Source organism: Actinoplanes sp. HUAS TT8 (assembly GCF_051380535.1).
Lineage (GTDB): Bacteria > Actinomycetota > Actinomycetes > Mycobacteriales > Micromonosporaceae > Actinoplanes.
Map to the genome: position 1 here is coordinate 9,880,492 of NZ_CP195646.1, position 24,956 is coordinate 9,905,447.

Below are 24,956 nucleotides of genomic sequence, written 5' to 3' on the forward strand. Positions count from 1 at the left end.
GTGCTGAAGATCGGATGATGCGGATCACCCCGACTACTGATCTGATTAGGGTGTGTCCGTGCAGGCGCTTCCATGATTCATCTCCCGCTGGTCCGACAGGGACCGCTGCGAGCTCTGACCGTCCGGCTGGCGATGGCGTGCGCCCTGGTGCTGAGTGCCGTGACCGTCGTCTACCTGGACCGGGACGGCTACCGCGACGTGAACGCGGACGGGTTGAGCCTGCTCGACTGCTTCTACTACTCGGTCGTCTCGCTCTCCACTACCGGCTACGGCGACATCACCCCGGCGACTCAGGGCGCCCGCCTGGTCAACGTCCTGTTCATCACGCCCGCCCGCGTGCTGTTCCTGATCATCCTGGTCGGCACCACCCTGGAAGTGCTGACCGACCAGTACCGCAGGGGCCTGCGGATCAGCCGGTGGAGGCGGAAGTTGAAGGACCACGTGATCATCTGCGGCTACGGCACGAAGGGCCGCGCCGCGGTCGCCGCGCTGCTGGAGACCGGTTATGACAAGTCCCGCATCGTGATCGTGGAGAACCGGGAGGCCGCCGTCCGGCAGGCCACGGCCAACGGTTTCGTGGTGATCGAGGGCAGCGCCACCCGCTCCTCGGTGCTGCTGGAAGCCGACGTGAAGAACGCCAAGTCGGTGATCATCGCGACCGATCAGGACGAGGCGTCGGTGCTGATCACGCTGACCGTCCGCCAGCTCACCGCCGGCCAGGTCCGGATCATCGCCGCGGTCCGCGAGCAGGAGAACGCCGCGCTGCTCAAGCAGTCCGGCGCCCACCACGTGATCGTCTCCTCGTCCACCGCGGGCCGCCTGCTCGGCCTGACCACGACCGCGCCGCCGCTCATCGACGTCGTCGAGGACCTGCTCACCCCCGGCCAGGGCATGGCCCTCGCCATGCGCTCGGCCGAACGTTCCGAGGTCGGCCAGAACCCGCGCCAGCTCCCCACCCTGGTCGTCGCCCTGATCCGCCGCGGCAAGGTCCTCCCGCTCGGCGGCGAACAGGCCGTCAACATCGAAACCGGCGACCTCCTCGTCTACATCCGCGACGAACAGACGGCCTCCCCGGGCGTCTCGGTCTGACCCCGAAGATCAAATTCTTCATTGCCTCGGTCCGCCGGGGTACAGACCGTCGCTCCCGCGGGGACCCTTCCGACCCTCGCAGGCCGCTGGCGCGGCCAAAACGCGACGCCCGAAAGGGCGACGTGGTCGGCTGGTTGCGCTCAGAGCAACAAACCCGCCCACGCCCGAAACCGCCCACCAGCGTCCTGTGCGTCAGCCCACGCGAGGCTGCGGCCCACCCAAGCCCCAGCCGCGGGGTCCCGCCCGTCGGCTGGCACTGAGGGCTCTAAAAACGGCCGGAAACAACCCTCAGCACCAGCTGAGCCCGCGACCCGCGCTGCGGCCCGGACCGAGGCGGAGGTCGCGGAGAGGGCTGGGCGGGCGCGGGCGGAACGCCGTACGGGAAAGGGAAAGCCTGGTCAGAGGATGGTCCAGGTGTCGCCGGTGTTGAGGAGGTCGTTGAGCATCTCCTCGGGGGTGCCGGTCGCCTGCGCCCGGGCGTCCAGCAGCTGTTTGCGGACGATCTCGTCGTAGGACGGCCGCTCCACGCTGCGGAACACCCCGATCGGGGTGGTGTGCAGGTCGGAGCCGGAGAGCCGGGAGAGCGCGAATGCGTACGCCGGGTCGTCCACCGTCGCGTCGTGGATCAGCGGTGTCCCGCCTTCCTGGACGCGCAGCCCGAAGCTGCCCTCCGGATGGACCACCGACCACTGGTTGTCGCGTCCGAAAGTGATCGGCTGCCCCTGTTCCAGCCGGATCAGGTGCTCGTCGCGCGACTCCGCGTCCTTGATCAGGTCGAAGGCGCCGTCGTTGAAGATGTTGCAGTTCTGGTAGATCTCGACGAACGCGGAGCCCTCGTGCTCGGCCGCGGCCCGCAGCACGGACTGCAGGTGTTTGCGGTCGGAGTCGATGGTGCGGGCCACGAAGGTCGCCTCGGCGCCGAGGGCCAGCGACAGCGGGTTGAACGGCGAGTCGGCCGACCCGGCCGGCGTCGACTTGGTGATCTTGCCGAGTTCGGAGGTCGGTGAGTACTGCCCCTTGGTCAGGCCGTAGATCCGGTTGTTGAACAGCAGGATCTTCAGGTTGACGTTGCGGCGCAGCGCGTGGATCAGGTGGTTGCCGCCGATCGAGAGCGCGTCGCCGTCCCCGGTGACCACCCAGACGCTCAGGTCGGGGCGGGACGAGGAGAGCCCGGTGGCGATGGCCGGCGCGCGGCCGTGGATCGAGTGCATCCCGTAGGTGTTCATGTAATACGGGAACCGGGACGAGCAGCCGATCCCGGACACGAAGACGATGTTCTCCCGGGGGATGCCGAGCTCGGGCATGAAGCTCTGCACCGCGGCCAGGATCGCGTAGTCCCCGCATCCGGGGCACCAGCGAACCTCCTGGTCGGACTTGAAGTCCTTCATGGTCAGCTTCAGCGGGACCGTCGAACTAGCCATTCTTGACCACGTCCTCCAGCATGCTCTCCAGCTTCGCGGCCGTGAACGGCAAGCCGCTGACCTGGTTGAACGGCACCGCGTCGACCAGATACCGAGCGCGGATCACGTGGGCGAGCTGGCCCAGGTTCATTTCCGGGATGACCACTTTCTCGTACGATTTCAGGACCTCGCCGAGGTTGGCCGGCAGGGGCGACATGTGACGCAGGTGCGCCTGCGCGATCGTCAGCCCGCGCTGGCGCAACGCCCGGCAGGCCGCCCCGATCGGCCCGTACGTCGATCCCCAGCCGAGCACGAGCACGCGGGCGGCCTCCGACGGGTCTTCGATGTCGACGTCCGGGACCGGGATCGCCTCGATGCGCGCGGCCCGCGTTCGTACCATGAAATCGTGGTTTTCGGGGTCATAGGAGATGTCGCCGGTCTTGTCGGCCTTCTCCAGCCCGCCGATCCGATGTTCCAGCCCTGGTGTGCCCGGGACCGCCCATGGTCGGGCCATGGTTTCCTCATCGCGCAGATAGGGGAGGAATCGGCCGTCGGGGGCGTTGGGTTCGGTCGCGAACGACACCGCCAGATCGGGCAGCTCGTCGACCGACGGCAGCAGCCACGGCTCGGAGCCGTTGGCCACGTAGTTGTCGGAGAGCAGGATGACCGGGGTCCGGTAGGTCAGAGCGATCCGCGCCGCCTCCAACGCGGCGTGGAAGCAGTCCGACGGTGACTTCGGCGCGATCACGGCCAGGGGCGCCTCGCCGTGCCGGCCGTAGAGCGCCATGTTCAGATCGGCCTGCTCGGTCTTGGTCGGCATGCCGGTCGACGGCCCGGCCCGCTGCACGTCGACGATGACCAGCGGCAGCTCCAGCGCGATGGCCAGCGAGATCGTCTCGCCCTTGAGGGCCACGCCCGGCCCGGAGGTGGTGGTGACGCCCAGCGCGCCCCCGTAGGCCGCCCCCAGCGCCGCCCCGATCGCCGCGATCTCGTCCTCGGCCTGCATCGTGGTGATGCCGAACCGCTTGTGCTTGGAGAGCTCGTGCAGGATGTCCGAGGCCGGCGTGATCGGGTAGGCGCCCAGGAAGAGCGGCAGCTTGGACCGCACGGCCGCGGCCACCAGCCCGAGCGCGAGCGCCTGGTTGCCGGTGATGTTGCGGTAGGTCCCCGGCTGCATCTTGGCCGGCTTGATCTCGTAGCGCACCGAGAAGAGCTCGGCCGTCTCGCCGTAGTTCCACCCGGCCCGGAACGCCGTCTTGTTGGCCTCGACCAGTTCCGGCCGCTTGGCGAACTTGCGCTCCAGGAACCGCAGGGTGGACTCGAAGGGCCGCGAGTACATCCAACTGAGCAGACCCAGCGCGAACATGTTCTTGGCGCGCTCGGCGTCCTTCTTGGCGATGCCGAGGCCGGCCAGCGATCCGACGGTCATCGAGGTCAGCGCGACCGGATGCACCGAATACCCGGCCAGGGAGCCGTCGTCGAGAGGATTGTCCGCGTAGCCGACCTTGGCCAGGTTGCGCTTGGTGAACTCGTCGGTGTTGACGATCAGGTCGGCCCCGGCCGGCAACTCGGACAGATTCGCCTTGAGCGCGGCCGGGTTCATCGCGACGAGCACGTTCGGCGAGTCGCCCGGGGTCAGGATGTCGTAGTCGGCGAAATGGACCTGGAAACTCGACACGCCGGGCAGGGTTCCTGCGGGCGCGCGGATCTCGGCGGGAAAGTTCGGCAGCGTCGAGATGTCGTTGCCGAGCTGGGCGGTCTCCGAGGTGAACCGGTCACCGGTGAGCTGCATTCCGTCCCCGGAGTCCCCGGCGAAACGGATCACCACCCGGTCCAGCTGCTCGACTCGCTTCGCGGGAGCGGCCACGTTGCAACCTCCAAAGAGCGCGGGCGCACGTCGATGAAGCCGGCCCGCACATCGTCACTTCCACACTACTTCGCCACCCCTTACGGAAGCGGCCGCGGACCGTTGCCCACAGTAGCCAGGTGGTGCTCCCGCGAGCTAGTGGTCTTGGGTAGGCTGCCCGATCGTGGACGGATATCTCGGCTCGTACGCCACCCTCGGGCTCGTCCTGGCCGCCGGGGTTCTGCTGTTCGTGGCCGCCTTCGGGGCGAACCGTCTGCTCCGCCCGGCGCGTCCAGCCGAGCCGGCCGGCAAGCGGATTCCGTACGAGAGCGGCATCGATCCGGTCGGCGGGGACTGGGCGCAGGCGCAGATCAGGTACTACGTGTATGCGTACCTTTATGTGCTTTTCGCGGTGGAAGCCGTTTTCCTCTTCCCGTGGGCGGTGATCTTCGATCTCCCCGGGTTCGGCGGCGCCGCGATCGCTGAGATGGGCGTCTTCGTGGCTGTGCTCGCGCTGGGCATTCTCTATGCGTGGCGTAAGAAGATCTTGACCTGGACATGAGACTCGGGTGGCGGACTCGCCTACGGAAAGCCGACATGTCAACATCGTGCGCATGAGTCAGCTTCTGCTCTTCATTGTCGTAGCACTGGTCGTCGGGACGATCGTCTTCGGCGTGACCGTTCTCCTGAGCGGGGGCGACTCCGGGCTCACCCCGGTCGAGCCCGACGGCCAGTCGGTGCCACTGCCCGGTGACCGCCCTCTCGGTGAGGACGACATCGCCCGGACCAGGTTCGACACCACCTGGCGGGGGTACCGGATGGCTCAGGTCGATCAGGCGCTGCAGCGCGCGGCGTACGACATCGGCTACAAGGGTGAGCTGATCGGTGTCCTGGAGGCCGAGGTGACCGCGCTGCGCGAGGGCCGGACCGAGGACGCCGACGCGCTGCGCGCCGCCCGCGAGGCCGCGATCGCGCCGTCCCAGGCCGTGCCCGCCGAGAAGGAGTCGACGGACCAGAAGGACGCCGACGAGGACGGCCCGGTGGCGGAGGTGGCCGAGATCCCGCCGGCCACCGCGGCCGACGAGGAGCCGGCGGAAAGCCGATGAGCAGCGGCCCAGCCGGGGGTGCCGAGGATGTCACCCGTCCCGGCTCAGGGGAGTTCACCGCCACGGTGATCGTGAACGCCCCGGCCGCGAAGGTGTTCGCCGCGTTCATGAACTGGGAGAAGCAGGGCGAGTGGATCCCGTTCACCCGCGTCCGGGTGGTCGAGGGCGACGGCGGCGAGGGCAGCCTGGTCGAGGCGGTCACCGCGATCGGCCCGGCCATCCTGCGCGACGAGCTGCGCGTGGTGAAGGTGAACGCGCCGTACGAGGTCCGCGTCGTGCACTGCGGCAAGGTGCTCCGCGGCCCGGGCTCGATGCGCTGCACGGCGATGTCCGGTGACCGCACCCAGGTCGTCCTGCACGAGTGGTTCCACCTGCCGCCCGGCCCGGTCGGGAAGATCGCCTGGCCGGTGTTGTGGCCCGGTTCCAAGCTCGGTTTCACCGGCGCGCTGAAGAAGTTCGGCCGCCTCATCGAACAGGGGCGGCTCCCGTGACCGACGATCTCGCGTTCGGCGAGGACGGAAAGGCCCGCTGCTTCTGGGGCGGCAGTTCGCCGGAGTACGCGGCCTATCACGACGACGAGTGGGGCCGCCCGGTCCGCGGTGACGACGCACTGTTCGAGCGGCTCACCCTGGAGGCGTTCCAGTCCGGCCTCTCCTGGATCACCATCCTGCGCAAGCGCCCGGCCTTCCGGGCCGCGTTCGACGACTTCGCGATCGCCAAGGTCGCGGCCTACGACGAGAGCGACGCGACCCGGCTGATGGCCGACGCGGGCATCGTGCGGAACCGGATGAAGGTCGACGCGGCGATGCACAACGCGCGGGTGGCCGTCGATCTCGCCCCGGGCGAGCTGACCGAGCTGCTCTGGTCGTTCGCGCCGGCGCCGAGGCCACGTCCGGCCGGGATGAAGGACGTGCCGGCCGTGACCCCGGAGTCCACGGCCATGGCCAAGGCGCTCAAGAAGCGCGGATTCAGATTCGTCGGACCCACCACCGCGTACGCGTTGATGCAGGCCACCGGCATGGTGGACGACCACCTGATCGGCTGCTGGGTCCCCGTGATGGGATAGGGACCATGGCGCAATGGTCGGTGATCATTCCTTCGGAGCAGTGGGCGACGGAACGGTTGTTCCAGCAGGACGTCGTGGTCGTGCAGGGCGGCCCGGCCGGTGTCGCCGCCGGTGACCAGGCCCTGCTGGTCGCCGACGAGCAGGTCGTGGCCCTGGCCCGGGTCGAGAAGACGGGTGGGTATGTGGCCCTGGCCTACCTGCGCCGGGCCTTCGACGAGCCGATCCCGGCCCCCGGCCTGACCACCGGCCCGGTCGACGAGGCCGACTTCCGCCGGTTCGCCGACCAGCTCGGCCGGACCCCGCCGAAGCGGAACTGGCTGGTCAGCGTCGCCATGCCGATCGAGGCGGCCAACCCGGCCGAGGCCGTCCGGCAGTACTGGTCGCACGTGAACGAGCTGGGCCCGCGCGAGCTGCCCACCTACGTCTGGCCGTCCGGCGACGAGCTGGCCATGCAGGCCTTCGTCCTCGGGGTCGAGGCGAACCAGGACCCCGAGGAAGAGGACGAGGAAGAGGACGAGGGCTAACGGCCCTCGTACACCGGCTTCTGCTTGTTGACGAAGGCGGCCACCGCGTTCTTGTGGTCGGCCGTGGCACCGCAGATCGACTGTGCCTGGGCCTCGGCGGCCAGCGCGTCGGAGAGCGTGCCGGCGTCACCGATCGACAGCTCGCGCTTGATCGCGCCGTAGGCCACGGTCGGCCCGGCGGCCAGTCGCGCGGCCAGCTCCTGGGCGACCGGCAGCACCTGCTCGTCATCCTCCAGAAGCTTCGAGAGCATGCCGATCTCGTACGCCCGCTGGGCCTTGACCGGCTCGGCCAGCAGCAGCAGCTCGACCGCCCGGGCGTGCCCGACGATCCGCGGCAGCGACCAGGAGATGCCGCTGTCGCCGGCCAGGCCGACGTTGGCGAAGGCCATCAGGAACGACGTCCTGGGCCCGCCGATCCGGAAGTCGGCCAGCAGCGCCAGTGACGCGCCGGCGCCGGCCGCCATCCCGCGGACCGCGGCCACCACCGGTTTCGGCATGCTGGCGAGCCGCTGGGCGATCGGGTTGTAGTGCACCCGGACGGTGTCCAGGTCGGTGCTCTTCTCCAGCATGGCGGCGTGCTCGCGCAGGTCCTGCCCGCCGCAGAACGCGTTCCCGGCGCCGGCCAGCACGATCGCCCGGCAGGACCGGTCGGATTCGAGCTGGGCCAGGGTGTCCCGGAGGGCCTCCTTGAGGTCCACGGTGAACGAGTTCATCGCCTCGGGACGGTTCAGGGTCAGTGTGACGACCGCGTCAGTGCGGTCGACGAGGAGCACGTCGGTCATGGCGCGAATCTACCTTTGTCGTGCAGGCAACGTTCGACGTAGCGATCGGACGCCGGGCGCAGCCGGGCCGCGTGTTTGTCGAAGAAACCCGCGGCCCGCAGGCCCGGCCAGCCCGACGGCAGCAGGGCGGCCGGCAGTTGCGGATCGTGGAACAGGAACGAGCGCCACGCGTGGACCAGGCGGAAACGGGCCGCGTAGGCCTCCTCGTCCGAACTGCGCGCGGTGACCGCTTTCACCACCGGCCGCAATGATTCCTCGAACTCCAGGTACGACCGCCCGATCCGATCCAGGTCCCAGGCCCGGCCGACGATCTCGGACGCGCCCGCGGAACCGGCGGTGTGGCTGGCGCTGAAGCGGTCGTAGGCCGTACCGGCCTCCTCCAGCGCGGCCTCCAGCTCGTCGGACGCACGCGGGGCGACCCAGACCTGCTCGCTGAGCGGCCCGTACCCGAGAAAGGCCATCCGGTCGGCCTCGCGCCGGGCCAGCGGCGGCTCGTGCAGCATGATCAGGTCGAAGCGGCCGTCCCAGCCGCCACGACCGGTTCGGTACACCCGCGCGGCGGCCTCGTCCAGCCGGCGCGCCGCCTTGGGAGTGAGTAGATAGCCCGGTCCGGAGGCCAGGCGCAACGGATGCAGCCAGCCCTGTCGCACCATTCGCGACACGGCCGTGCGGACCGCCGGGGCTGCGATGTCCAGCGGAGCGAGCAGCCGCACGAGGGCGGCGACCGGGGCTCGGGAGCCCCGGGTGCGCAGGTAGTCGCCGTACAGGTCGAAGAGTGCGGACCGCGCCTGCATGACCGCACATTGTGACAGCCCAAAAGACGATATGCTAGATGCTGTCACATCCGCCCGGGCTGGGTTTGGGTTCGCCGGTGTTCATCAGGGAAAATGTTTGATCGGCACGGTGGGCCGCAACGCGTGGAGACGTGAAACGGCCTGTACGGCCGCCGGTCGGAAACGAGCACCGCGGCACGTGGGGCTGAGCACGTGACGTGGCTGCTGGCATTCCAGGAGCAAGTGGCTGTGGGGCAACCCACCGACCCTGACGTAGGTCTGAGGGGAGACAAGATGGCGGCGATGAAGCCGCGGACGGGCGATGGTCCGCTGGAGGTCACCAAGGAGGGTCGTGGCATCGTCATGCGCGTCCCGCTGGAGGGTGGTGGCCGTCTCGTCGTGGAGATGACCCCGGACGAGGCCAACGCGCTGGGTGACGCGTTGAAGTCGATCGCCGGCTGACGTTTCACGCGAGCCCGCCGGTACGGTACCGCCCGTACCGGCGGCCTTTCCACGTCTTACGGAAAGGTCATCCTCCCGTGTTTCCGATCGCGTTCACCGAAGCGCTCGACGAGCAGCGCACCTGGATCGTCCCGGCCGGCGAGACCCTGCCGGGCGACGTCGGCGCCGAGGTGACGGCCCTGTCCGGCTCCTCGAAAGCCGGCGACGTAACCGTCCTTCAACGTCCGTCCCGGCGGCCCGCGCGGGTCCTCGTGGCCGGCGTCGGCGACGGCCACGAGGCCGGCTGGCGGGCCGCCGGCGCGGCGATCGTCCGCGCCCTCGACGACGACGAGCACGCCCAGATCCGGCTCCCGGACGACGCCCCGGAGGCGGCCGTGCGCGGCCTCGCCGAGGGTCTCTGGCTCGCCGCCTACCGCTATCGCTCCGCACCGCGACCGCCCCGGACAGGGACGGTCGAGTTCGTCGTCTCCGATTCTTCGGCGTACGCCCACGGCCTCGCCCAGGCGCACGCGACGGCCACCGCCGCGTGGCTGGCGCGCGACCTCACGAACACACCGGCCTCCGAGAAGACCCCGGCGTGGCTCGCCGACCAGGTCGTCGCCGAGGCCGCGACCCGTCCGGGCCTGACCGTGACGGTCCTCGCCGGCGACCAGCTGGAACGCTTCGGCGGCCTGCGGGCGGTCGGCGGCGGCTCGGTCTCGCCGCCGCGCTTCGTCGAGCTCTCCTGGACGCCGCCCGGGGTGGAGTCGCCCCGGCACGTGGTCCTGGTCGGCAAGGGCATCACCTTCGACACCGGCGGCATCTCGATCAAGCCGCGCGACGCCATGAAGCTGATGAAGAAGGACATGGGTGGAGCGGCCGCGGTCATCGCCGCCACGCTCGCCGCGGCCGACCTGAGCCTTCCGGTACGGGTCACCGCCCTCACCCCGCTGGCCGAGAACGCGGTGAGCGGATCGGCCTTCCGCCCCGGCGACGTGATCACCCACTACGACGGGTCGACCAGCGAGAACACGAACTCGGACGCCGAGGGCCGGATCGTGCTGGCCGACGCGCTCGCCTACGCGGCCGAACGCCTCCGGCCCGACCTGGTCCTGAACCTGGCCACGCTGACCGGCGCCAACGCGGTCGCCCTGGGCAAGCGCACGGCCGCCCTCTACAGCCCGGACGACGCCCTGGCCCAGGCCCTCAAGGCGGCCGGCACCGCGGCCGGCGAGCAGATGTGGCAGCTCCCGATGCCCACCGACTACGTCGACTACCTGCGCAGCGACATCGCCGACCGGATCAGCGCCCCCCAGGGCCCCGGCTCGGTCATGGCCGCCCTGTTCCTGCGCGACTTCTTCGGCGACACCACCTGGGCCCACCTGGACATGTCGGCCCCGTCCTGGGCCGAGTCCGCGGATGGTGAACTGACCAAGGGCGCCACCGGCTGGGGCGCCCGCACGCTGATCCGCTACCTATCCACGCTTGACGGCAGTCAGTAGTCCGGCACCGGACGAGATCACCGCGGGGATCCAGTCGTCGGACTCGCGGATGGCCTTGACCGTCTCGCGGACGGTCAGGGTGTCCACGTCGCGGGCGGCCGGGTCGTTGATCCGGCCGTTCGCGTGGACCCCGTTGACGATCAGCACGCCGCCGGGCCGCAGCAGCCGCAGCGCCGCCTCGGTGCACGCGGCGAACTCGGTGGTGTCCGCGTCCACGAAGATCAGGTCGTAGGCACCGTCGGCCAGCCGGGGCAGCACGTCCAGCGACCGGCCGCTGATGATCCGGGTGCGCGACGGCGCGAAGCCGGCCTCGACGAACACCCGCCGCGCGATCCGCTGGTGCTCGTGCTCGACGTCGATGGTGGTGAGCACCCCGTCCGGCCGCATGCCGCGCAGCAGCCAGATGCCGCTCACCCCGGTGCCGGTGCCGATCTCGACGACGGCCTTGGCGTTGCCGGCCGCGGCGAGCAGCCGCAGCACCGAGCCGGCGCCGGGGGAGACGCACGGCAGGCCGAGCTCGTGCGCGAGCGAACGGGCGGTCTGCAGGATCGGGTCCTCGGCCGCGTAGGTCTCGGCGAACGGCATGGAGTGGCCCGGTTGCTGGCCGAAGGAGCGGGCGGCGGGACCGATGATGACGAACCTCCGTGCAGCGCGAGGGGCGAGGTGGCGGCGAACCGCGCACATCGGATAAGAGAGTAGAGCGACGGTCACCCGTGATGCACGGTGCTGTCGATGGATAAACAGGCCGTTCGTCGCGGCGGGGCTCCGGCTGGGCGGCACGGCGCTCCGAATCCGTGTCATCCTGGATGCGCGAGGCGGGCGAATGACGAGTGGAGGCCCCGACGTGACCGACGGCTGGAACTGGCGCCGGCCTCCCACGGCGCCGCCTGTGCCCGGCGGGCACCCGTCGCCGCCCGGGTCGCCCTGGTGGACCGATGCGCTCAACGATCCGTGGCGGGACCCGCAGGCCCCGTCGGCGGTCGTGCTGCCCGCGCCCGCGCCGACCGGTGGCCCCGCCCTGGACCCGGTTCCCGACCCGGACGCGCCCCGGCGGTCGTACGCGCCAATTCTTTTGATTTGCCTGGTCACCGCCCTGTTGGCCGGTGGGCTGGGCGGCACGCTCGGGTTCGTCTTCGCGGTCCGCGGGGGCTATGTGAGCAGCGCCGGCACCCAGCTCGGCGCCTCCGGTCAGCAGACCCCGGCGGTGGCCGAGCGCGACCCGGAATCGCTCGCCGGGGTGGCCAAGCAGGTGCTGCCCAGCGTCGTCACGGTGCACGTGACCGGCGCGATCGGCTCCGGTTTCGTGGTCTCCGCGGACGGCTACGTGATCACCAACGACCACGTCGTGGACGGCGCCGGCACCACCATGAGCGTCTCGTTCAGCGACGGCTCGACCGCCTCGGCCAAGCTGGTCGGCCGCTCGCCGGAGTCCGACATCGCGGTGATCAAAGTCGCAAAATCCAATCTGCCCGCGGTCGAGTTCGGCGACTCGGACGCCATCGCGGTCGGTGACCCGGTGCTCGCGTTCGGTTCACCGCTCGCGCTGGAGAACACCGTGACGTCCGGCATCGTCAGCGCCCTGGACCGCACGATCGAGGCCGGCGAGTCCGGCGGCACGACGCGGTACTACGCCGCCATCCAGACCGACGCCGCGGTCAACCAGGGCAACTCCGGCGGTCCGCTGGTCAACGCGGCCGGCCAGGTCATCGGGGTCAACTCGGTGATCCGCTCGGTCGGCGGGGCCGACACCGAGGCCGGCAACATCGGTCTCGCCTTCGCCATCCCGATCAACCAGGCCAAGCGCATCGCGCAGGACATCATCGACACCGGCAAGGCCCGGCGCACGGTGATCGGCGCCGAGGTCACCACCGGCGGCAGCACCGCCACCGGTGCCCGGCTGCGCTCGGTCGAGCCGGCCGGCCCGGCCGCCGCGGCCGGTCTGAAGGCCGGTGACGTGCTCACCAAGCTGAACGGGCATCCGCTGCAGGACGGCACCGACCTGATCGCCCTGGTGCGCAAGCAGGCGCCGGGCGCCGTCGTCGCGGTGGAGTACAGGCGCGGCACCAAGACCGCGTCCACCTCGGTGACGCTCGCCGCAGACACCAACTAACAGCCTTCCGGGGTGTTCGCGGAGAGAGTCCGTGCGTACGCTTGCTCACGGATGCCCTTGGGAGGTCGCACGTGTTCGAGAATCTGAACGCCTGGGAGATCGGTGCGCTGCTCCTGCTCGCCCTGCTGATCTTCGGCGAACGCCTGCCCAAGGTCATCGGCGACGGGATGAAAATGGTGCGTGGCCTGCGCGCCATGGCGCAGAACGCGACGAGCGACCTCAGCAAGGAGCTCGGCACCGACATCCAGCTGCAGGACCTGCATCCGAAGGCGTTCCTCCGCAAGCACATCCTCAGCGAGGACGACGAGCAGGCGCTGCGCAAGCCGCTGCAGAGCCTCTTCGACGACGTGAAGCAGGATCTGAACGGGGTCAAGGGCGAGTTCGAGGGCGTCAAATCCCACCTGAACGAGACGGCCGCCGACCTCAAGAGCGCGACCAGCCGCTCTTCTGCCGCTGTTCCGGCCGCCGACCCCGCACCCCCGGCGATTCGCCCGGCCCAACGTTTCGACCTAGACGCTACATAAGTCGGCTCCGCTCCGCTCCGCGGCGATTCGCCTGGTAACCGGTGAGGTGGCACGTGATTTTCCGCCACCCGCAAACCCCGCGGGCGTCGAAAAATCAGGTGCCACCTCGCCGGCGGCGAATCGCGGAGGCCGGAGTCTCGTGACTTGTCGCGTCGGGCGGTGAACTAGCCGCGCTTGGCGTTGACCATCAGGCCGAGGGGCTTGCCGACCAGGGACTCGCGGCGGACGGCGAGCTTGTCGGCCACCGCGTCGAGAGCCTTCGCGGCCGGCGCGTCCGGGTCGGCCAGGACGATCGGGGTGCCGGCGTCGCCCGCCTCACGCACCCGGGTGTCCAGCGGGATCTGACCGAGCAGCGGCACCCGCGCGCCGACGGTCTGGGTCAGCGACTCGGCCACGGTCTGCCCGCCGCCCGCGCCGAAGACCTCCATGCGCGACCCGTCCGGCAACTCCAGCCACGACATGTTCTCCACCACGCCGACCAGGCGCTGGTGAGTCTGCAGGGCGATCGCGCCGGCCCGCTCGGCCACCTCGGCCGCCGCCATCTGCGGGGTGGTGACGACCAGGATCTCCGCGTTCGGCAGGAGCTGGGCGAGGGAGATCGCCACGTCACCGGTGCCCGGCGGCAGGTCGAGCAGTAGCACGTCCAGATCGCCCCAGTAGACGTCGGCCAGGAACTGCTGCAACGCCCGGTGCAGCATCGGACCCCGCCAGACCACCGCGGCGTTACCGGCAGTGAACATGCCGATCGAGATCACTTTCACACCGTGTGACTGCGGCGGCATGATCATGTCCTCGACCCGGGTGGGCCGGCTCTCCACGCCGAGCATCCGCGGCACCGAATGCCCATAGATGTCCGCGTCGACCACACCGACCGACAGGCCCCGCTTGGCCAGCGCGGCGGCCAGGTTCACGGTCACGCTGGACTTGCCGACCCCGCCCTTGCCGCTGGCCACCGCATAGACCCGGGTCCGGGAGCCGGGCTGGGCGAACGGGATCTCCGGCTCGGCCGTACCCCCGCCGCGGAGCGTGGTCTGCAGGTTCTTGCGCTGTTCCTCGTTCATCACCCCGAAGTTGATCTCGGCACCGGTGATGCCCGGGATCTTCGTGACGGCGGCGGTGATGTCGTTGGTCAGCTTGTCCCGCAGGGGGCAGCCGGCGACGGTGAGCAGCAGGTCGACCTTGACCAGGCCGTCCTGCACGGTGAAACCCTCGACCATGCCGAGGTCGGTGATCGGGCGGCGGATCTCGGGGTCGTCGACGGTCGCCAGAGCAGCCTGGATGGCGTCCTCGAGGGTGGATGCGGGTGCGGACATGGTTGCCATGCTACGTCGAGGTCAGGGGTGGTCTTCTTCCCACTCCATACGGGCGCGCTTCTCCCGCCGCAGCGCGGCGTCGTCCAGCTCCCCGGCCAGGCGGGTCAGCTCGGAGCGCAGGAAATCCCTGGTCGCGACCTCGCCGAGAGCGATCCGCAGGGAGGCGATCTCGCGGGTCAAGAATTCCGTGTCGGCCTTCTGGAGAGTCGCCCGGCGTCGATCCTCCTCCATGGTCAGGCGGTCCCGGTCGGCCTGCCGGTTCTGCGCCAGCAGGATCAGCGGCGCCGCGTAGGACGCCTGCAGCGACAGGATCAAGGTCAGGAACGTGAACGTGTACGGGTCGAACCGCATCCCCTTCGGCGCCAGCGTGTTCCAGGCGAACCAGGCCCCGATCACGATCGTCATGTAGACGATGAACTTGGCCGTCCCCATGTACCGGGCGATGCTCTCCGACCAGCGGCCGAACGCCTCCGGATCGAACTTCGGCAGCAAGACCCGCCCCGGCTCGCGAGGCTGGTCCAGCCGATCCCTCCGCGTCTCGCTCACGAGTCCTCCTCGTCGTCGTGGGCGTCGCGGTCACGCCAGTCCCGGGGCAGCGAGTGGTCCAGCACGTCGTCGACGGTGACCGCGCCGACCAGCCGGTTCGTGCTGTCCACGACCGGCATGGCGACCATGTCGTACGTCGCCATCCGCCGGGTGATCTCGGGCAGCCCGATGTCCGGCCGCAGCGGCTCGATGTCGCTGTCCACCAGCCCGCCCACGATCGACGCGGGCGGCTCCCGGAGCAGGCGCTGGAAGTGCACCATGCCCAGATACTTCCCGGTCGGGGTGGCGCTCGGCGCGCGAGCGACGAACACCTGCGCGGCCACCACCGGGGACAACTCGGGTTCACGGATCCGGGCCAGCGCCTCGGCGACCGTCGCATCCGGGGTGAGGATCACCGGTTCGGACGTCATCACACTGCCCGCGGTGCCCGGGCGGTAGTTCATCAGCTGCCGGACCGGGGCGGCCTCCTCCGGCTCCATCAGGTCCAGCAGTACCGCCTGCTCTGCCTTGGGCAGCTCGGCGAGCAGGTCGGCGGCGTCATCCGGATCCATCCGCTCCAGCACGTCGGCGGCCCGCTCCCGGTCCAGCCGGGCCAGGATCTCCACCTGGTCGTGCTCGGGCAGCTCCTCCAGCACGTCGGCCAGCTTCCGGTCGCTGAGCGCGGTCGCCACCTCGTTACGGCGTGCGTCCGGCAGGTCCTGCAACGCGTTCGCCATGTCGGCCGGGCGCATCTGCTCCAGCAGCGCCAGCAGGTTCGACGTGCCCTGCGTGTCGGTCGGGCCGACCAGGTTGCGAACCCGGTCGTACTCCACCTGGTAGATGTGTCCGCGCCGGGCCAGCCGCCCGGTGTGCTCGCGGACCGCGAGACGGGTGACCACCCACTCGGTGTTCCGGTTCAGCTCCATGCTGATGTCCACGACGATGGCGTCGTGCGCCTCGCCGCCCTCCTGCTCCGGATCCACGGTGACCCGGCGATCCAGCAGATCCTCCAGGACCAGCAACTCGTTCGGCCGCTTCTCGAACCGGCGCAGATTCAGCGACCCGGTGCCGAGCACGACCGACTCGGCGTCCATGCCGGTGATCCGGCCGATCGGCAGGAAGATGCGCCGGCGCAGCGCCATCTCGGCCACCAGCCCCACCACCTGCGGCGGCCGGTTCGTCGTGCGCAGCCGCACCACCGCGTCGCGCACCCGCCCGACCCGGTCGCCGTTGGGGTCGAACACCGGCAGACCGGCCAGGCGGGCCAGATAAACCCTCGTCCCCATGGTCACAGCCCAACATTAGGTTAGGGTCCGGACATGTCCACCGTGGCCTACGAGATCGTCGACGTGTTCACGGATCGGCCGTTCAGCGGCAATCCGCTCGCCGTGGTCCTCGACGCCGAGCATCTGGACACCGCCCAGATGCAGACGCTGGCCCGCGAGTTCAACCTGGCCGAGACCACGTTCGTGCTGCCACCGACCGATCCCGCGGCGACGTACCGGGTGCGGATCTTCACCGGCTCGGCCGAGTTGCCGTTCGCCGGCCACCCCAGCGTCGGCACCGCGGTCACCCTGATGCGCCTGGGCCGATTCGGACCGGGCCGGGTGGTGCAGGAGTGCGGCGCCGGACTGCTGCCTCTCGACGTGACCGCCTCCGGCTCGGCGACACTCACCGGGGCCACACCCCGGCTCGGCGCCCCGGTCGACCTCGGCACCCTGCTGGAGATCACCGGCCTGACGGCCGACGACGCCGCTGGTGATCCACGCACGGCGGGCTGCGGTCTCGATTGGGACTTTTTTCCCGTACGGCGTTCCGCCCTCGCTGCCGTCCACCTCGACCCGCGGGCCGCGGACCGGCACGGAGTGACCGGCGTCAGCGTCTTCGCCTGGGCCGACGGCGTCGCCCACGCCCGCGTGTTCGTCCCCGGCGACGCGGTGTGGGAGGACCCGGCCACCGGCTCGGCGGCCCTCGGGCTCGGGGTGTGGCTGGTCGGGGCCGGCCTGCTCCCGGCCGACGGGGTCTCGTCGTTCCGCGTCCACCAGGGCGTCGAGATGAAACGCCCGTCGGTCCTGGACTGCACGGTCACGGCGGTCGCCGGCGCGGCCACGTCAGCCACGGTCAGCGGCCACGTCTACCCGGTCGCCACCGGCAAGATCACCGTCCCGCCCTTCATCGGCTGAACAGTCCCCGCCGCTCCCAGGGGGGCGTCCCAATGCCATTGTCGCGCGCCGGCACCGGCCCCGCTGATGCCCTGTGGACAACCTCGTACTGTGGATAACTTTTTGGTGATCAACAGCCCGGTGAGCTGCGGGTCAGCGGCGGACGACCTTGTGCAGCCGGAACGGCTTGCGTGTCTCGACCCGGGCCGGCGTCTCCCGCGGCGTCGCCGCCCCCGAGGCGTCACCCAGCCCGGCCCCGGCGACCAGCGTCTCCTCGGCCGGGGTGATCCGCAGCAGCGCGCAATCCGAGGCGGCCCACCGGGCCACGACCTCGTCGGCGCTGCCCGAGGCGTTCAGCCGCTTGCCGGCGAGCTGTGGCGCGATCTCGGCCCACTCCGGCCCGTTCGGGTCGAGGCGGGCGACCTCGGCCCCGGTCGACACGATCAGGCCGCCGTGGTCGCCGCGGAGGCGGACCGTGGCCTGCCGGGCCTCGGCCAGCCCGGGGGCGAACTGCTCCCCGGGCCCGGTGATCACGGCCAGCGAGCTCTCCACCGGCATGCACCACAGCGCGTACGCCGGCCCGTCGCCCACCGAGATCCAGGCGACGGCGGCCTTCTTGATCGCCTCATCGAGCACACCGGTCACCCGAGTGATGGTAGTCAGACCAGCACCGGCGCGTGGTCCAGGAGCGAGAGCACCTCGGTGAGGGACCGCACCGTACGCCCGGCGAAGTTGGTGTCGGCGTCGAAGACCAGATGGTTGGCCAGATCGTGGGCGGCCAGCCGGACCGGGGTCATGCCGACCGCGGCGGCGCCGGTCAGCTCGTGGCTGCCGCCGTCCCCGACGTAGAGGCAGTCCTCCGGGGACACGCCGAGCCGCTCGCAGGCGGCCAGGTAGATCCTCGGGTCCGGCTTGCAGACGCCGAGCTCGACCGAGAAGATCTGGGCGTCCAGCAACGGCGCCACCGGGAGCCCGGGCAGGAAGGCGGGAAGCTCGTGGGTGCAGTCGCTGATCAGTGCCGTGCGCACGCCGCGGCCGCGGATCGCGGTGAGCACCCTGACCGCGTCCGCCCGCAGCTGGGTGTCGGCGCGCAGCGCGTCGACCCGGGCCGGCGTGGCCGCGCGGATTGCGCCGGGCCGCGGGCGGCCGCCGGCCTGCTCGATCACCCAGCTCAGGGTGGCCTCGGCCGATCCGTAGCGCCCGCAGGCCCGTGCCCGGAACGTCCGGTCGAGCACGCCCCGCACCGCTTCCGGGTCGGCGCCGAGCGATCGGGCGATGTCGGCGTGCTGTGGACCGCGCTGGACCGAGCGGGTGAGAGTGCCGAAGAAGTCGAACACCACCGCACGGAATGCGGGCATGGAAATCGGCCTCCAAGGCATCGAGGGGTAGAAATCGACGAGGAATCGTCGGTGACTGTAGCGACTCCGTCACTGTCCGCCAACCGACAGTGGCAAACGTCCCTGCTCGCGCGTGCAAGAAATGACGGCCGGTGATGAATATGCGCTCATCAGGGCAACCGATCGCCCCGCTGACAGTGTTGGCGCTGGTGGTGGCCGTGCTCGCGGTGTCTTCGTCGGCGCCGCTGATCGCGTTCGCGTCGGCTCCGGCGCTGGCGGTCGCGTTCTGGCGCAACGGGCTCGCGTCGGTGGCGCTCACGCCGATCGCGCTCGGCCCGCGCCGCGGCGAGGTGCGCGAGGCGATCCGCGGCTCGCGGCGCCGGGCCGGAGTGTTCTGCCTGCTGGCCGGGGTCGCGCTGGCCGCGCACTTCGGGACCTGGATGCCGAGCGTCCAGCTGGGCACGGTGGCGACGGCGACCGCACTGGTCGCGACCCAGCCGGTGTGGCAGGGACTGATCGCGGCCTGGCAGGGGCGGCGTCCGTCGGCCGGCGGATGGGCCGGCATCGCGCTCGCGGTGGCCGGTGCCGCGTGGGCCACCGGGGCCGACGTCGGTGTCTCCGGGCAGGCCGTCCTCGCCGACGTGCTGGCGATCCTCGGTGCGATCTTCGCCGCGATCTACACGGCACTGGGCGAGCAGGCTCGCTCGGCGCTCAGCACCACCACGTACACCTGGATCTGTTATGGGGTTTGCGCGGTGCTCCTGCTGATCGTCTGTTCAATCGGAAAAATTCAATTGATTGGGTACGACGGGAAGACCTGGACAGCGATTCTGGCGCTGGTCGCGGGTGCCCAATTGCTGGGGCACTCGATGTTCAACTATGCGCTGCAGCACACCACGGCGACCACGGTCAGTGTCCTGATCCTGCTCGAAGTGCCGGGCGCCGCGCTGCTGGCCTGGTTCTGGCTGGGCCAGGCGCCCCGGCCGGGCGCGCTCCCGGGGCTCGCCCTGCTCATGGCCGGTGTCGCCGTCGTCGTCCTGGGCGCCGCCCGAACCGCTCGCCGCCCCACCCCGGCCCTCGCCGACTGACACCCCGGAGGGCCGGCCGGCCTCGGGCGAGTCGCGGGGTGGCCGAGGTGCGGGGCGGGTGGCTCCGGCGTACCTCCAAAGGGTTTTGGTTGTGCGGAAACGGAGCGTGAGTGGCGCGCGAAGCCGGACCGTCAACCTTGTCGCCGGATTTGTTCCTTTTGGCGGGCTTCAGCCCGTGACCGCCGGACCTGGGCCGGTCGTTGCACCTTCGGCCGGTCTGTGCGTCGCCGGGGTGGCGTGGCCGGGGCGCGCACGGTAATGAGGAGGGATGCGATGCATCGGGTACGGCTCAGCCGGCTGCTCCTCGCCGGAGTGCTCATGATCAGTGGTTGTGGCGAGTTCGAGAGCGCCGACCAGCCGGAGCCACCCGGCACGGCCGGCAGCTGGCGGACCGCGGGGTGCGAGTTCAGTCGCGCGCCGGAATTCGTGGAACGTGGCGGATTCCGGATGCCGATCACCCCGGCGCCGCTCAGCGCCGCGATGGAACGCATCGAGCAGGCCGGTCGGCTGCGATTCCGGGACAGTTTCGCCGGGCTCGAGGTGGACCAGCGGCGGGTCCGCGCGATCGTCTACCGGGTGCCGACCGTCTCCACCGAATTCGACGACTTCATCCGCGAAACCGCCGGGGCCGCCTGCATCGTGGTGCGCGATGCCGCGCACGGTGTCGCCGAACTCGACGTCTGGCACGACCGGGTCGTCACCGATCTCGCCTACTGGACGGTTCGAGGTGTGCGCATCGTCACGGTCGGCAGCCGCCACGACGGCGCCGGCCTGGAGATCGGCACCCGCGACCTGGACAAGGCCCGGGAGGAGATGCCGGCCCGCTACGGCACCGACGCGCCGTTGATCTTCGTCGAACAGGGCCCGGCCACGCCGCTCACCGACGCCTGGGTGGTAATGCCGGAACAGGACGACTGAATTTCCGCGTGTCGGAAAACCCGGTCCGGGATACTCGGGGTGCAGGTCGGGCCTTCCGCCGGGCCGGGGCGCCGGATGCGCCACGGAGACGCGGATGTTTGCCCCTGTTGACGGGAGCAGGCAGGATCGCCGCATGGTCTTCGACGCCCGCTCCACCGGCGGCAGCCCCTCGCGGCGTGACGCCACCCGTCCGGCCGACGGCCGGCCACCCCGGACCGGTGTGCCCGGCAGTGATCCGGACCGCCCGGTCGAGATCACGCCAGAGGTCGTCGAGGCGGAATTCGAGGAAGCAAGTGCGGAGGCCGCGGTGACATTGCGTCTGGACGGGAAAGTGGCGCTGGTCACCGGCGCCGGCAGCCCCGACGGGATCGGGTATGCGACCGCCCGCCGGCTGCGTGACCTGGGCGCGCGGGTGGCGATCGTCTCCACCACCCGGCGCATCCACGAACGCGCCTCCGAACTGGGGATCACCGGCTTCGTGGCCGACCTCACCGACGAGTCCGAGGTGGGCGCGCTCGCCGACGCCATCACCGACCAGCTCGGCGACGTCGAGGTCCTGGTCAACAACGCCGGCCTGGCCAGCCGGGCCAGCCCCGAAGTGCTCCGGCCGGTCGCCCAGCTCACGCTCGACGAGTGGAAAGCCGAGATCGACCGGAACCTGAGCACCGCATTCCTGTGCAGCCGCGCCTTCGTCGGCGGCATGTCCGAACGCGGCTGGGGCCGGATCGTCAACCTGTCCGCGACCGCCGGGCCGGTCAACGCGCTGCCCACCGAGGCCGCCTACGCCGCGGCCAAGGCCGGTGTCGTCGGGCTGACCCGGGCGCTCGCGATGGAACTGGTCGCCGACGGCGTCAACGTGAACTGTGTGGCCCCCGGCACGATCTACACTGCGGCCTCCACGGTCACCGAGATCAAACAAGGCTTGGGTACGCCGATAGGCCGCCCCGGCACCCCCGACGAGGTCGCGGCGGCGGTCGCTTTCCTCTGCTCGCCGGCCGCCTCCTACATCACCGGCCAGATGCTGGTCGTCGACGGCGGCAACAGCGTTCGCGAGGCCCAGTTCCGCTAACCCACCCAACCCCACCCCGAGCCGCCACCACCGGTGTGTGGCTCCCCGGCCCAGCCCCCGGCTCGGCCCAGCCGCTCGGCCCAGCCCCCGGCTCGGCCCAGCCGCTCGGCCCGGGCCCCGGCTCGGCCCTCGGCCATGCCGCGGCCCGAGCCCCCCGTCGCCGTGCCGCGCCGCCGTGTGTCGCTCGCTGGCCCGGCCCTGCCGCGGCCCGAAGCCGCCCCCGGATGTGCCGTGGCCCGAGCCTGCCCCTCCCGGCTGTGCCCTGGCTCCCCGTGCCGCGGCCCGAGCCTGCCCTCGCCGTGCCACAGCCCGAGCCGATCCTGCCAGCTGGTGCTGACGGCTGTCCGGCACGGCATCGCCCCGCCGTGAGCCCCAGCTGAGTTCAGTCAGCTGGAGCTGATGGTTGTCCCGGGTGCTGTTTTCAGCCGTGAGTGCCAGCCGAGTTCCGTCGGCTGGAGCTGAGGGCTGTCTCGGGCGGTGTTTCGAGCCGTGAGTGCCAGCTGAGTTCAGTCGGCTGGTGCTGAGGGTTGTCTTGGGTGGTGTTTTCCAACCGTGAGCGCCAGCTGGGGGTGGGGAGCTGGTGCCTGTGGCTGCCACGCTCGGGGGTTTCCTGGGTCCAGCGGTGCTGGATGGGTGAATGTCAGGGGAGTTTGGTGAGGCTGTTGACGGCGCGTTCGACGGCGAGGCAGCGGTCCTCGATGTAGTCGATGCCGGCCTCCTCGGCGATCCGTCGCGCTTCCGCGGAGAAGATGCCGCTCTGCAACCAGACGGCCGGCGCACCGATGGCCACGGCCTGACGGACCACGTCGGCGGCGTCCCGGGACGGGCGGAACACGTTCACCAGATCGACTGGCTCGCCCAGATCGGCCAGCGTCGGCACGGTCTTCACCCCGAAGATCTCGTCGACGAACGGGTTCACCGGGATGATCCGCCACCCGTGCCGCAGGATCTGCAGGGGCACCGTGTGCGCCGGCTTGTACGGATCCCGCGAAGCTCCGACCACCGCGATGACGTTCGCTTCCGCCAGGAGCTGCCGTGCACTACGCATACGCCTGACTCTATCCACGCCCACCTGCGAACGGCTCGTCACTGATCTCTTCCTCACTCCACCCGGAGCCCGCCCGAAGCCCCATCGAAGGCCCACCCGAAGTCGCGCATGCCCGAGCGCCGCGATCCGGTCAGGAGGCCCTGTTAGAAGGCCCGGTCGAGGGGCCCGGTCGAACGGCGCGGTTAGGCGGGCGCGACCGAATGGCCTTGCGTGACCCCTGGGCGGCCCGACATAACTCCGAGCCGCAGGCTCGGCGTCCCGCCCTGGTCGAGGTGGTCCGCCGCGTTGCCCTGGTGGCCGAGCGCGCATCGCCCGGCTCAGCTTCAGCAGGGTCGGCCCGGGGCGGCCCCGAGCGCGGCCGAGGCGGGGTTACAGGAGGGTGAGCTGGTTGGACTCGGGCGTGGTGGCCTCCGGGGTGGGCAGGGCACGGAACTGGGCGGGACTGGGCCGGTGAAGGCCGTGCCGGCGGGCGGCCATCCGGACCCGGGCCGACAACTCGTCTTGATAGACGCGAGGCGAATAAGCCCCGTTGGCGAACAGCTCGCGGTGGCGGGGGACCAGCCGGGGGTGCTCGCGGGAGAGCCACGCCGCATACCACTCCCGGGCGCCGTGGCGCAGGTGCAGCGGGATCGGGGTGACGCTGGTGGCGCCGGCCGCGGCGATGGCGGCGACTGTTTCCTCGATGGAATCCTCCGTGTCGGTGAGGCCGGGGAGGATCGGGGCGAGCAGGACGCCGACCGGGAAGCCGGCATCGGTCAGGCGGCGGACGGCGTCGAGACGGCGGCGGGGGCTGGGGGTGCCGGGCTCAGCCGAGCGCCAGACCCGCTCGTCGAGGAAGCCGACGGAGAAGGCGAGCCCGACCTCGGTCACCTCGGCCGCCTGCTTCAACAGGTCCAGGTCGCGCAGGATGAGCGTGCCCTTGGTGAGGATGGAGAACGGGTTCGCGTGGTCGCGCAGCGCGGCCAGGATTTCCGGCATCAACTGATAACGCCCCTCGGCGCGCTGGTAGACGTCGACATTCGTGCCCATCGCGATGGGGGCGCCGGACCAGCGGGGCTCGGCGAGCTCGCGGCGGATCAGCTCGCCGGAATTCACCTTCACGACGATGCGGGAGTCGAAGTCGTGGCCGGGGTCGAGGTCCAAATATTTGTGGGTGCTGCGGGCGAAGCAGTTGTGGCTGACCACCCCGTCGGCGATGAAGTCGCCGGTGCCGGTGGAGATGTCGAACAGCGGCAGGGTGAGGCCGAGATCCTCGATGTCGGCGACGGCGAGCCGCCGGTCGGCGCGGACCCCGACGCCGGACGCGTCGAGCGGGGCGTCGAGCACGCCGGTGAGGTGGCGGAAACGCAGCGCGGACCAGAGGTCGCGGCCGGTCTCGACCCGGCCGGGGCGCTCGGCCCGGCACGGCACCGGGGTGCGGCTGGTCAGGCCCAGGTGGGTGAGCGCCTCGGTGATCCAGCGCAGGTAGATGCGGTCGGTGCTCTCGAAGGCGATGGCGAGCCGCTCGGCCCGGCCGACCGCCCCGAACGCGCCGGCCAGGAACCCTTTGAACCACTCGCCGGACGGCAGCTCGGGCCAGCGCAGCGCGTCGGGCAGGGAGATGTCGTCGAGGTAGCCGTCGGCCCGGACCCAGGCGTCGCCCTCGCGGGCGGCCCGGCTCGCGGCGTCACCGCGGAGCAGGCCGCACAGATAGCCGGCCTGATAGTCCGGTGACTCCTTGGGCGGCTCGGCGAAGTGGCCGACCCCGAACATCAGGTCGCCGATCGCCAGCGTCGGCTGGTGCGGCTCGGAGGGGCTCACGAACCGCCAGCCGCGGTCGGTGAGGAACCGGTGGTCGCCGCTGGAGACCAGCCGGGTGCCGTCGGCCAGGGTGACCCGGTAGGACGGCTTGCTGGTGGCCCAGTGGTCGAGCACGGTGGTCGGCACGTAACGCCGGTGCGGCCCGGCGCCCATCGTGCCCATCACCGAGTCGCCCGGGCGGATCTCGGCGAGCCGGCGGGTCGACCCGTCGGCCATCAGGATCGGGGTGTCGCCCGAGAGGCAGTAGGTGCAGGCGTGGGAGCAGCCGCGATAGGGGTTGACGGTCCACTGGAACGGCACGCGGGACGCGCCGGGAACGCGGTTGATCAGCGATTTCGCGCGGATCTCGTAGAACGTCATGCCGGCGAACCCGGGGGTGTCGAAGGTGCGGACGGTCGCGCCGGGCAGCGCCAGCGGCAGGGGTGGAGCCGCGGGCGCTGCCCTGTCCGGGAGCGAGCCGTCATCGGCGCGTGCCGACAGGTGTGACCATCGCATGGCGGATATTCGAACACACGTTCGAGATCATGTCCACC

At 70.8% G+C, this 24,956-nt stretch carries 26 protein-coding genes; 14 read left to right on the plus strand and 12 right to left on the minus strand.

The features are described from left to right. Positions 1–72 precede the first annotated feature (72 nt). The gene (locus ACSHV8_RS44050; RefSeq protein ID WP_436526109.1) at positions 73–1,089 is read left to right on the plus strand and encodes a potassium channel family protein; all 1,017 of its coding nucleotides are present in this window, start codon (positions 73–75) and stop codon (positions 1,087–1,089) included. 398 nt (positions 1,090–1,487) lie between these two features. Here ACSHV8_RS44050 and ACSHV8_RS44055 read toward each other — a convergent pair whose 3' ends face one another. Together ACSHV8_RS44055 and ACSHV8_RS44060 are read right to left on the minus strand one after the other, a co-directional pair. Beyond that, entirely contained in the window at positions 1,488–2,510 is a 1,023-nt protein-coding gene (locus ACSHV8_RS44055; RefSeq protein ID WP_436526111.1) for a 2-oxoacid:ferredoxin oxidoreductase subunit beta, read from the minus strand. Continuing rightward, the gene (locus ACSHV8_RS44060; RefSeq protein ID WP_436526113.1) at positions 2,503–4,356 is read right to left on the minus strand and encodes a 2-oxoacid:acceptor oxidoreductase subunit alpha; all 1,854 of its coding nucleotides are present in this window, start codon (positions 4,354–4,356) and stop codon (positions 2,503–2,505) included. Before ACSHV8_RS44060 ends, ACSHV8_RS44055 begins: the two co-directional genes overlap by 8 nt. A 163-nt stretch (positions 4,357–4,519) precedes the next feature. On the opposite strand from ACSHV8_RS44060, the gene ndhC reads away from it, so the two are divergent. From ndhC to ACSHV8_RS44085, 5 genes are read left to right on the plus strand one after another with little or no spacing between them, the layout of a single operon-like run. Then, positions 4,520–4,897 (plus strand): NADH-quinone oxidoreductase subunit A, encoded by a 378-nt coding sequence (ndhC, locus tag ACSHV8_RS44065; protein WP_436526115.1) that lies wholly within the window; start codon positions 4,520–4,522, stop codon positions 4,895–4,897. 52 nt (positions 4,898–4,949) lie between these two features. Further along, complete coding sequence (locus tag ACSHV8_RS44070) at positions 4,950–5,441, plus strand: DivIVA domain-containing protein (protein WP_436526117.1); 492 nt, start codon at positions 4,950–4,952, stop codon at positions 5,439–5,441. Then, positions 5,438–5,932, plus strand: coding sequence for an SRPBCC family protein (locus ACSHV8_RS44075; protein ID WP_436526119.1), 495 nt, complete (start codon positions 5,438–5,440; stop codon positions 5,930–5,932). Before ACSHV8_RS44070 ends, ACSHV8_RS44075 begins: the two co-directional genes overlap by 4 nt. Next, positions 5,929–6,507 (plus strand): DNA-3-methyladenine glycosylase I, encoded by a 579-nt coding sequence (locus ACSHV8_RS44080; RefSeq protein ID WP_436526121.1) that lies wholly within the window; start codon positions 5,929–5,931, stop codon positions 6,505–6,507. The genes ACSHV8_RS44075 and ACSHV8_RS44080 overlap by 4 nt, the downstream gene beginning before the upstream one ends. Before the next feature lie 5 nt (positions 6,508–6,512). Further along, positions 6,513–7,031 (plus strand): hypothetical protein, encoded by a 519-nt coding sequence (locus tag ACSHV8_RS44085; protein ID WP_436526123.1) that lies wholly within the window; start codon positions 6,513–6,515, stop codon positions 7,029–7,031. Here ACSHV8_RS44085 and ACSHV8_RS44090 read toward each other — a convergent pair. Both ACSHV8_RS44090 and ACSHV8_RS44095 read right to left on the minus strand, forming a co-directional pair. Next, entirely contained in the window at positions 7,028–7,813 is a 786-nt protein-coding gene (locus ACSHV8_RS44090) for an enoyl-CoA hydratase-related protein (RefSeq protein ID WP_436526125.1), read from the minus strand. The genes ACSHV8_RS44085 and ACSHV8_RS44090 overlap by 4 nt on opposite strands. Continuing rightward, entirely contained in the window at positions 7,810–8,607 is a 798-nt protein-coding gene (locus ACSHV8_RS44095; protein ID WP_436526127.1) for a PaaX family transcriptional regulator, read from the minus strand. The genes ACSHV8_RS44090 and ACSHV8_RS44095 overlap by 4 nt, the downstream gene beginning before the upstream one ends. Before the next feature lie 273 nt (positions 8,608–8,880). Between ACSHV8_RS44095 and ACSHV8_RS44100 the strand changes: the two genes are divergently transcribed. Beyond that, positions 8,881–9,048 carry a DUF3117 domain-containing protein gene (locus tag ACSHV8_RS44100; RefSeq protein ID WP_014447667.1) on the plus strand — a complete coding sequence of 56 codons (168 nt, stop codon included), beginning with the start codon at positions 8,881–8,883 and terminating at the stop codon, positions 9,046–9,048. A 77-nt stretch (positions 9,049–9,125) separates the two neighbouring features. Beyond that, positions 9,126–10,529 (plus strand): leucyl aminopeptidase family protein, encoded by a 1,404-nt coding sequence (locus tag ACSHV8_RS44105; RefSeq protein WP_436526130.1) that lies wholly within the window; start codon positions 9,126–9,128, stop codon positions 10,527–10,529. Here the strand turns inward: ACSHV8_RS44105 and ACSHV8_RS44110 are convergent. Then, positions 10,503–11,114, minus strand: coding sequence for an O-methyltransferase (locus ACSHV8_RS44110; protein ID WP_436526132.1), 612 nt, complete (start codon positions 11,112–11,114; stop codon positions 10,503–10,505). The genes ACSHV8_RS44105 and ACSHV8_RS44110 overlap by 27 nt on opposite strands. 259 nt (positions 11,115–11,373) lie before the next feature. Here ACSHV8_RS44110 and ACSHV8_RS44115 point away from each other — a divergent pair, with 259 nt between their 5' ends. Both ACSHV8_RS44115 and ACSHV8_RS44120 read left to right on the plus strand, forming a co-directional pair. Beyond that, positions 11,374–12,639, plus strand: coding sequence for a S1C family serine protease (locus ACSHV8_RS44115; protein ID WP_436537223.1), 1,266 nt, complete (start codon positions 11,374–11,376; stop codon positions 12,637–12,639). Between the two features lie 71 nt (positions 12,640–12,710). After that, a complete protein-coding gene (locus ACSHV8_RS44120) occupies positions 12,711–13,163 on the plus strand; it encodes a preprotein translocase subunit TatB (protein WP_436526134.1) in 453 nt (150 codons plus the stop codon). A gap of 164 nt (positions 13,164–13,327) precedes the next feature. Here ACSHV8_RS44120 and ACSHV8_RS44125 read toward each other — a convergent pair whose 3' ends face one another. Genes ACSHV8_RS44125 through ACSHV8_RS44135 form a run of 3 tightly spaced genes read right to left on the minus strand, consistent with a single transcriptional unit; the run spans position 13,328 to position 16,293 of the window. Further along, a complete protein-coding gene (locus ACSHV8_RS44125; protein ID WP_436526136.1) occupies positions 13,328–14,476 on the minus strand; it encodes an Mrp/NBP35 family ATP-binding protein in 1,149 nt (382 codons plus the stop codon). Positions 14,477–14,497: 21 nt separating this feature from the next. After that, the gene (locus ACSHV8_RS44130) at positions 14,498–15,022 is read right to left on the minus strand and encodes a DUF1003 domain-containing protein (protein WP_436526138.1); all 525 of its coding nucleotides are present in this window, start codon (positions 15,020–15,022) and stop codon (positions 14,498–14,500) included. Further along, positions 15,019–16,293, minus strand: coding sequence for a magnesium transporter MgtE N-terminal domain-containing protein (locus tag ACSHV8_RS44135; protein ID WP_436526140.1), 1,275 nt, complete (start codon positions 16,291–16,293; stop codon positions 15,019–15,021). The genes ACSHV8_RS44130 and ACSHV8_RS44135 overlap by 4 nt, the downstream gene beginning before the upstream one ends. A 27-nt stretch (positions 16,294–16,320) precedes the next feature. Between ACSHV8_RS44135 and ACSHV8_RS44140 the strand changes: the two genes are divergently transcribed. Beyond that, positions 16,321–17,184, plus strand: coding sequence for a PhzF family phenazine biosynthesis protein (locus ACSHV8_RS44140; protein WP_436526142.1), 864 nt, complete (start codon positions 16,321–16,323; stop codon positions 17,182–17,184). Between the two features lie 132 nt (positions 17,185–17,316). Here ACSHV8_RS44140 and ACSHV8_RS44145 read toward each other — a convergent pair whose 3' ends face one another. Together ACSHV8_RS44145 and ACSHV8_RS44150 are read right to left on the minus strand one after the other, a co-directional pair. After that, positions 17,317–17,817, minus strand: coding sequence for a hypothetical protein (locus tag ACSHV8_RS44145; protein WP_436537225.1), 501 nt, complete (start codon positions 17,815–17,817; stop codon positions 17,317–17,319). Between the two features lie 5 nt (positions 17,818–17,822). Beyond that, positions 17,823–18,521: an HAD family hydrolase gene (locus ACSHV8_RS44150; protein WP_436526144.1), complete on the minus strand. Its 699-nt coding sequence runs from the start codon at positions 18,519–18,521 to the stop codon at positions 17,823–17,825. Between the two features lie 134 nt (positions 18,522–18,655). Between ACSHV8_RS44150 and ACSHV8_RS44155 the strand changes: the two genes are divergently transcribed. The 3 genes from ACSHV8_RS44155 to ACSHV8_RS44165 all read left to right on the plus strand — a co-directional run bounded on the left by ACSHV8_RS44155 (position 18,656) and on the right by ACSHV8_RS44165 (position 21,575). Continuing rightward, positions 18,656–19,588, plus strand: coding sequence for a DMT family transporter (locus tag ACSHV8_RS44155; RefSeq protein WP_436537227.1), 933 nt, complete (start codon positions 18,656–18,658; stop codon positions 19,586–19,588). Between the two features lie 273 nt (positions 19,589–19,861). Next, the gene (locus ACSHV8_RS44160; protein ID WP_436526146.1) at positions 19,862–20,506 is read left to right on the plus strand and encodes a hypothetical protein; all 645 of its coding nucleotides are present in this window, start codon (positions 19,862–19,864) and stop codon (positions 20,504–20,506) included. A gap of 133 nt (positions 20,507–20,639) precedes the next feature. Beyond that, positions 20,640–21,575, plus strand: a complete 936-nt coding sequence (locus tag ACSHV8_RS44165; RefSeq protein ID WP_436526148.1) for an SDR family NAD(P)-dependent oxidoreductase — start codon at positions 20,640–20,642, stop codon at positions 21,573–21,575. Between the two features lie 640 nt (positions 21,576–22,215). Here ACSHV8_RS44165 and ACSHV8_RS44170 read toward each other — a convergent pair. Together ACSHV8_RS44170 and ACSHV8_RS44175 are read right to left on the minus strand one after the other, a co-directional pair. Continuing rightward, complete coding sequence (locus tag ACSHV8_RS44170; RefSeq protein WP_436526150.1) at positions 22,216–22,623, minus strand: CoA-binding protein; 408 nt, start codon at positions 22,621–22,623, stop codon at positions 22,216–22,218. Positions 22,624–22,992: 369 nt separating this feature from the next. After that, positions 22,993–24,918: an intein-containing Rv2578c family radical SAM protein gene (locus tag ACSHV8_RS44175; RefSeq protein WP_436526152.1), complete on the minus strand. Its 1,926-nt coding sequence runs from the start codon at positions 24,916–24,918 to the stop codon at positions 22,993–22,995. Positions 24,919–24,956 lie beyond the last annotated feature (38 nt).

Bases quoted from the DNA above. Each gene is read 5' to 3' on its own strand.
- ACSHV8_RS44095 (WP_436526127.1), bottom strand. From the start codon at position 8,607: ATGCAGGCGCGGTCCGCACTCTTCGACCTGTACGGCGACTACCTGCGC.
- ACSHV8_RS44140 (WP_436526142.1), top strand. From the start codon at position 16,321: ATGTCCACCGTGGCCTACGAGATCGTCGACGTGTTCACGGATCGGCCG.
- ACSHV8_RS44090 (WP_436526125.1), bottom strand. From the start codon at position 7,813: ATGACCGACGTGCTCCTCGTCGACCGCACTGACGCGGTCGTCACACTG.
- ACSHV8_RS44165 (WP_436526148.1), top strand. From the start codon at position 20,640: ATGGTCTTCGACGCCCGCTCCACCGGCGGCAGCCCCTCGCGGCGTGAC.
- ACSHV8_RS44100 (WP_014447667.1), top strand. From the start codon at position 8,881: ATGGCGGCGATGAAGCCGCGGACGGGCGATGGTCCGCTGGAGGTCACC.
- ACSHV8_RS44160 (WP_436526146.1), top strand. From the start codon at position 19,862: ATGCATCGGGTACGGCTCAGCCGGCTGCTCCTCGCCGGAGTGCTCATG.
- ACSHV8_RS44150 (WP_436526144.1), bottom strand. From the start codon at position 18,521: ATGCCCGCATTCCGTGCGGTGGTGTTCGACTTCTTCGGCACTCTCACC.
- ACSHV8_RS44050 (WP_436526109.1), top strand. From the start codon at position 73: ATGATTCATCTCCCGCTGGTCCGACAGGGACCGCTGCGAGCTCTGACC.
- ACSHV8_RS44170 (WP_436526150.1), bottom strand. From the start codon at position 22,623: ATGCGTAGTGCACGGCAGCTCCTGGCGGAAGCGAACGTCATCGCGGTG.
- ACSHV8_RS44070 (WP_436526117.1), top strand. From the start codon at position 4,950: ATGAGTCAGCTTCTGCTCTTCATTGTCGTAGCACTGGTCGTCGGGACG.
- ACSHV8_RS44085 (WP_436526123.1), top strand. From the start codon at position 6,513: ATGGCGCAATGGTCGGTGATCATTCCTTCGGAGCAGTGGGCGACGGAA.
- ACSHV8_RS44055 (WP_436526111.1), bottom strand. From the start codon at position 2,510: ATGGCTAGTTCGACGGTCCCGCTGAAGCTGACCATGAAGGACTTCAAG.
- ACSHV8_RS44125 (WP_436526136.1), bottom strand. From the start codon at position 14,476: ATGTCCGCACCCGCATCCACCCTCGAGGACGCCATCCAGGCTGCTCTG.
- ACSHV8_RS44175 (WP_436526152.1), bottom strand. From the start codon at position 24,918: ATGCGATGGTCACACCTGTCGGCACGCGCCGATGACGGCTCGCTCCCG.
- ACSHV8_RS44075 (WP_436526119.1), top strand. From the start codon at position 5,438: ATGAGCAGCGGCCCAGCCGGGGGTGCCGAGGATGTCACCCGTCCCGGC.
- ACSHV8_RS44155 (WP_436537227.1), top strand. From the start codon at position 18,656: ATGAATATGCGCTCATCAGGGCAACCGATCGCCCCGCTGACAGTGTTG.
- ACSHV8_RS44110 (WP_436526132.1), bottom strand. From the start codon at position 11,114: ATGCCGTTCGCCGAGACCTACGCGGCCGAGGACCCGATCCTGCAGACC.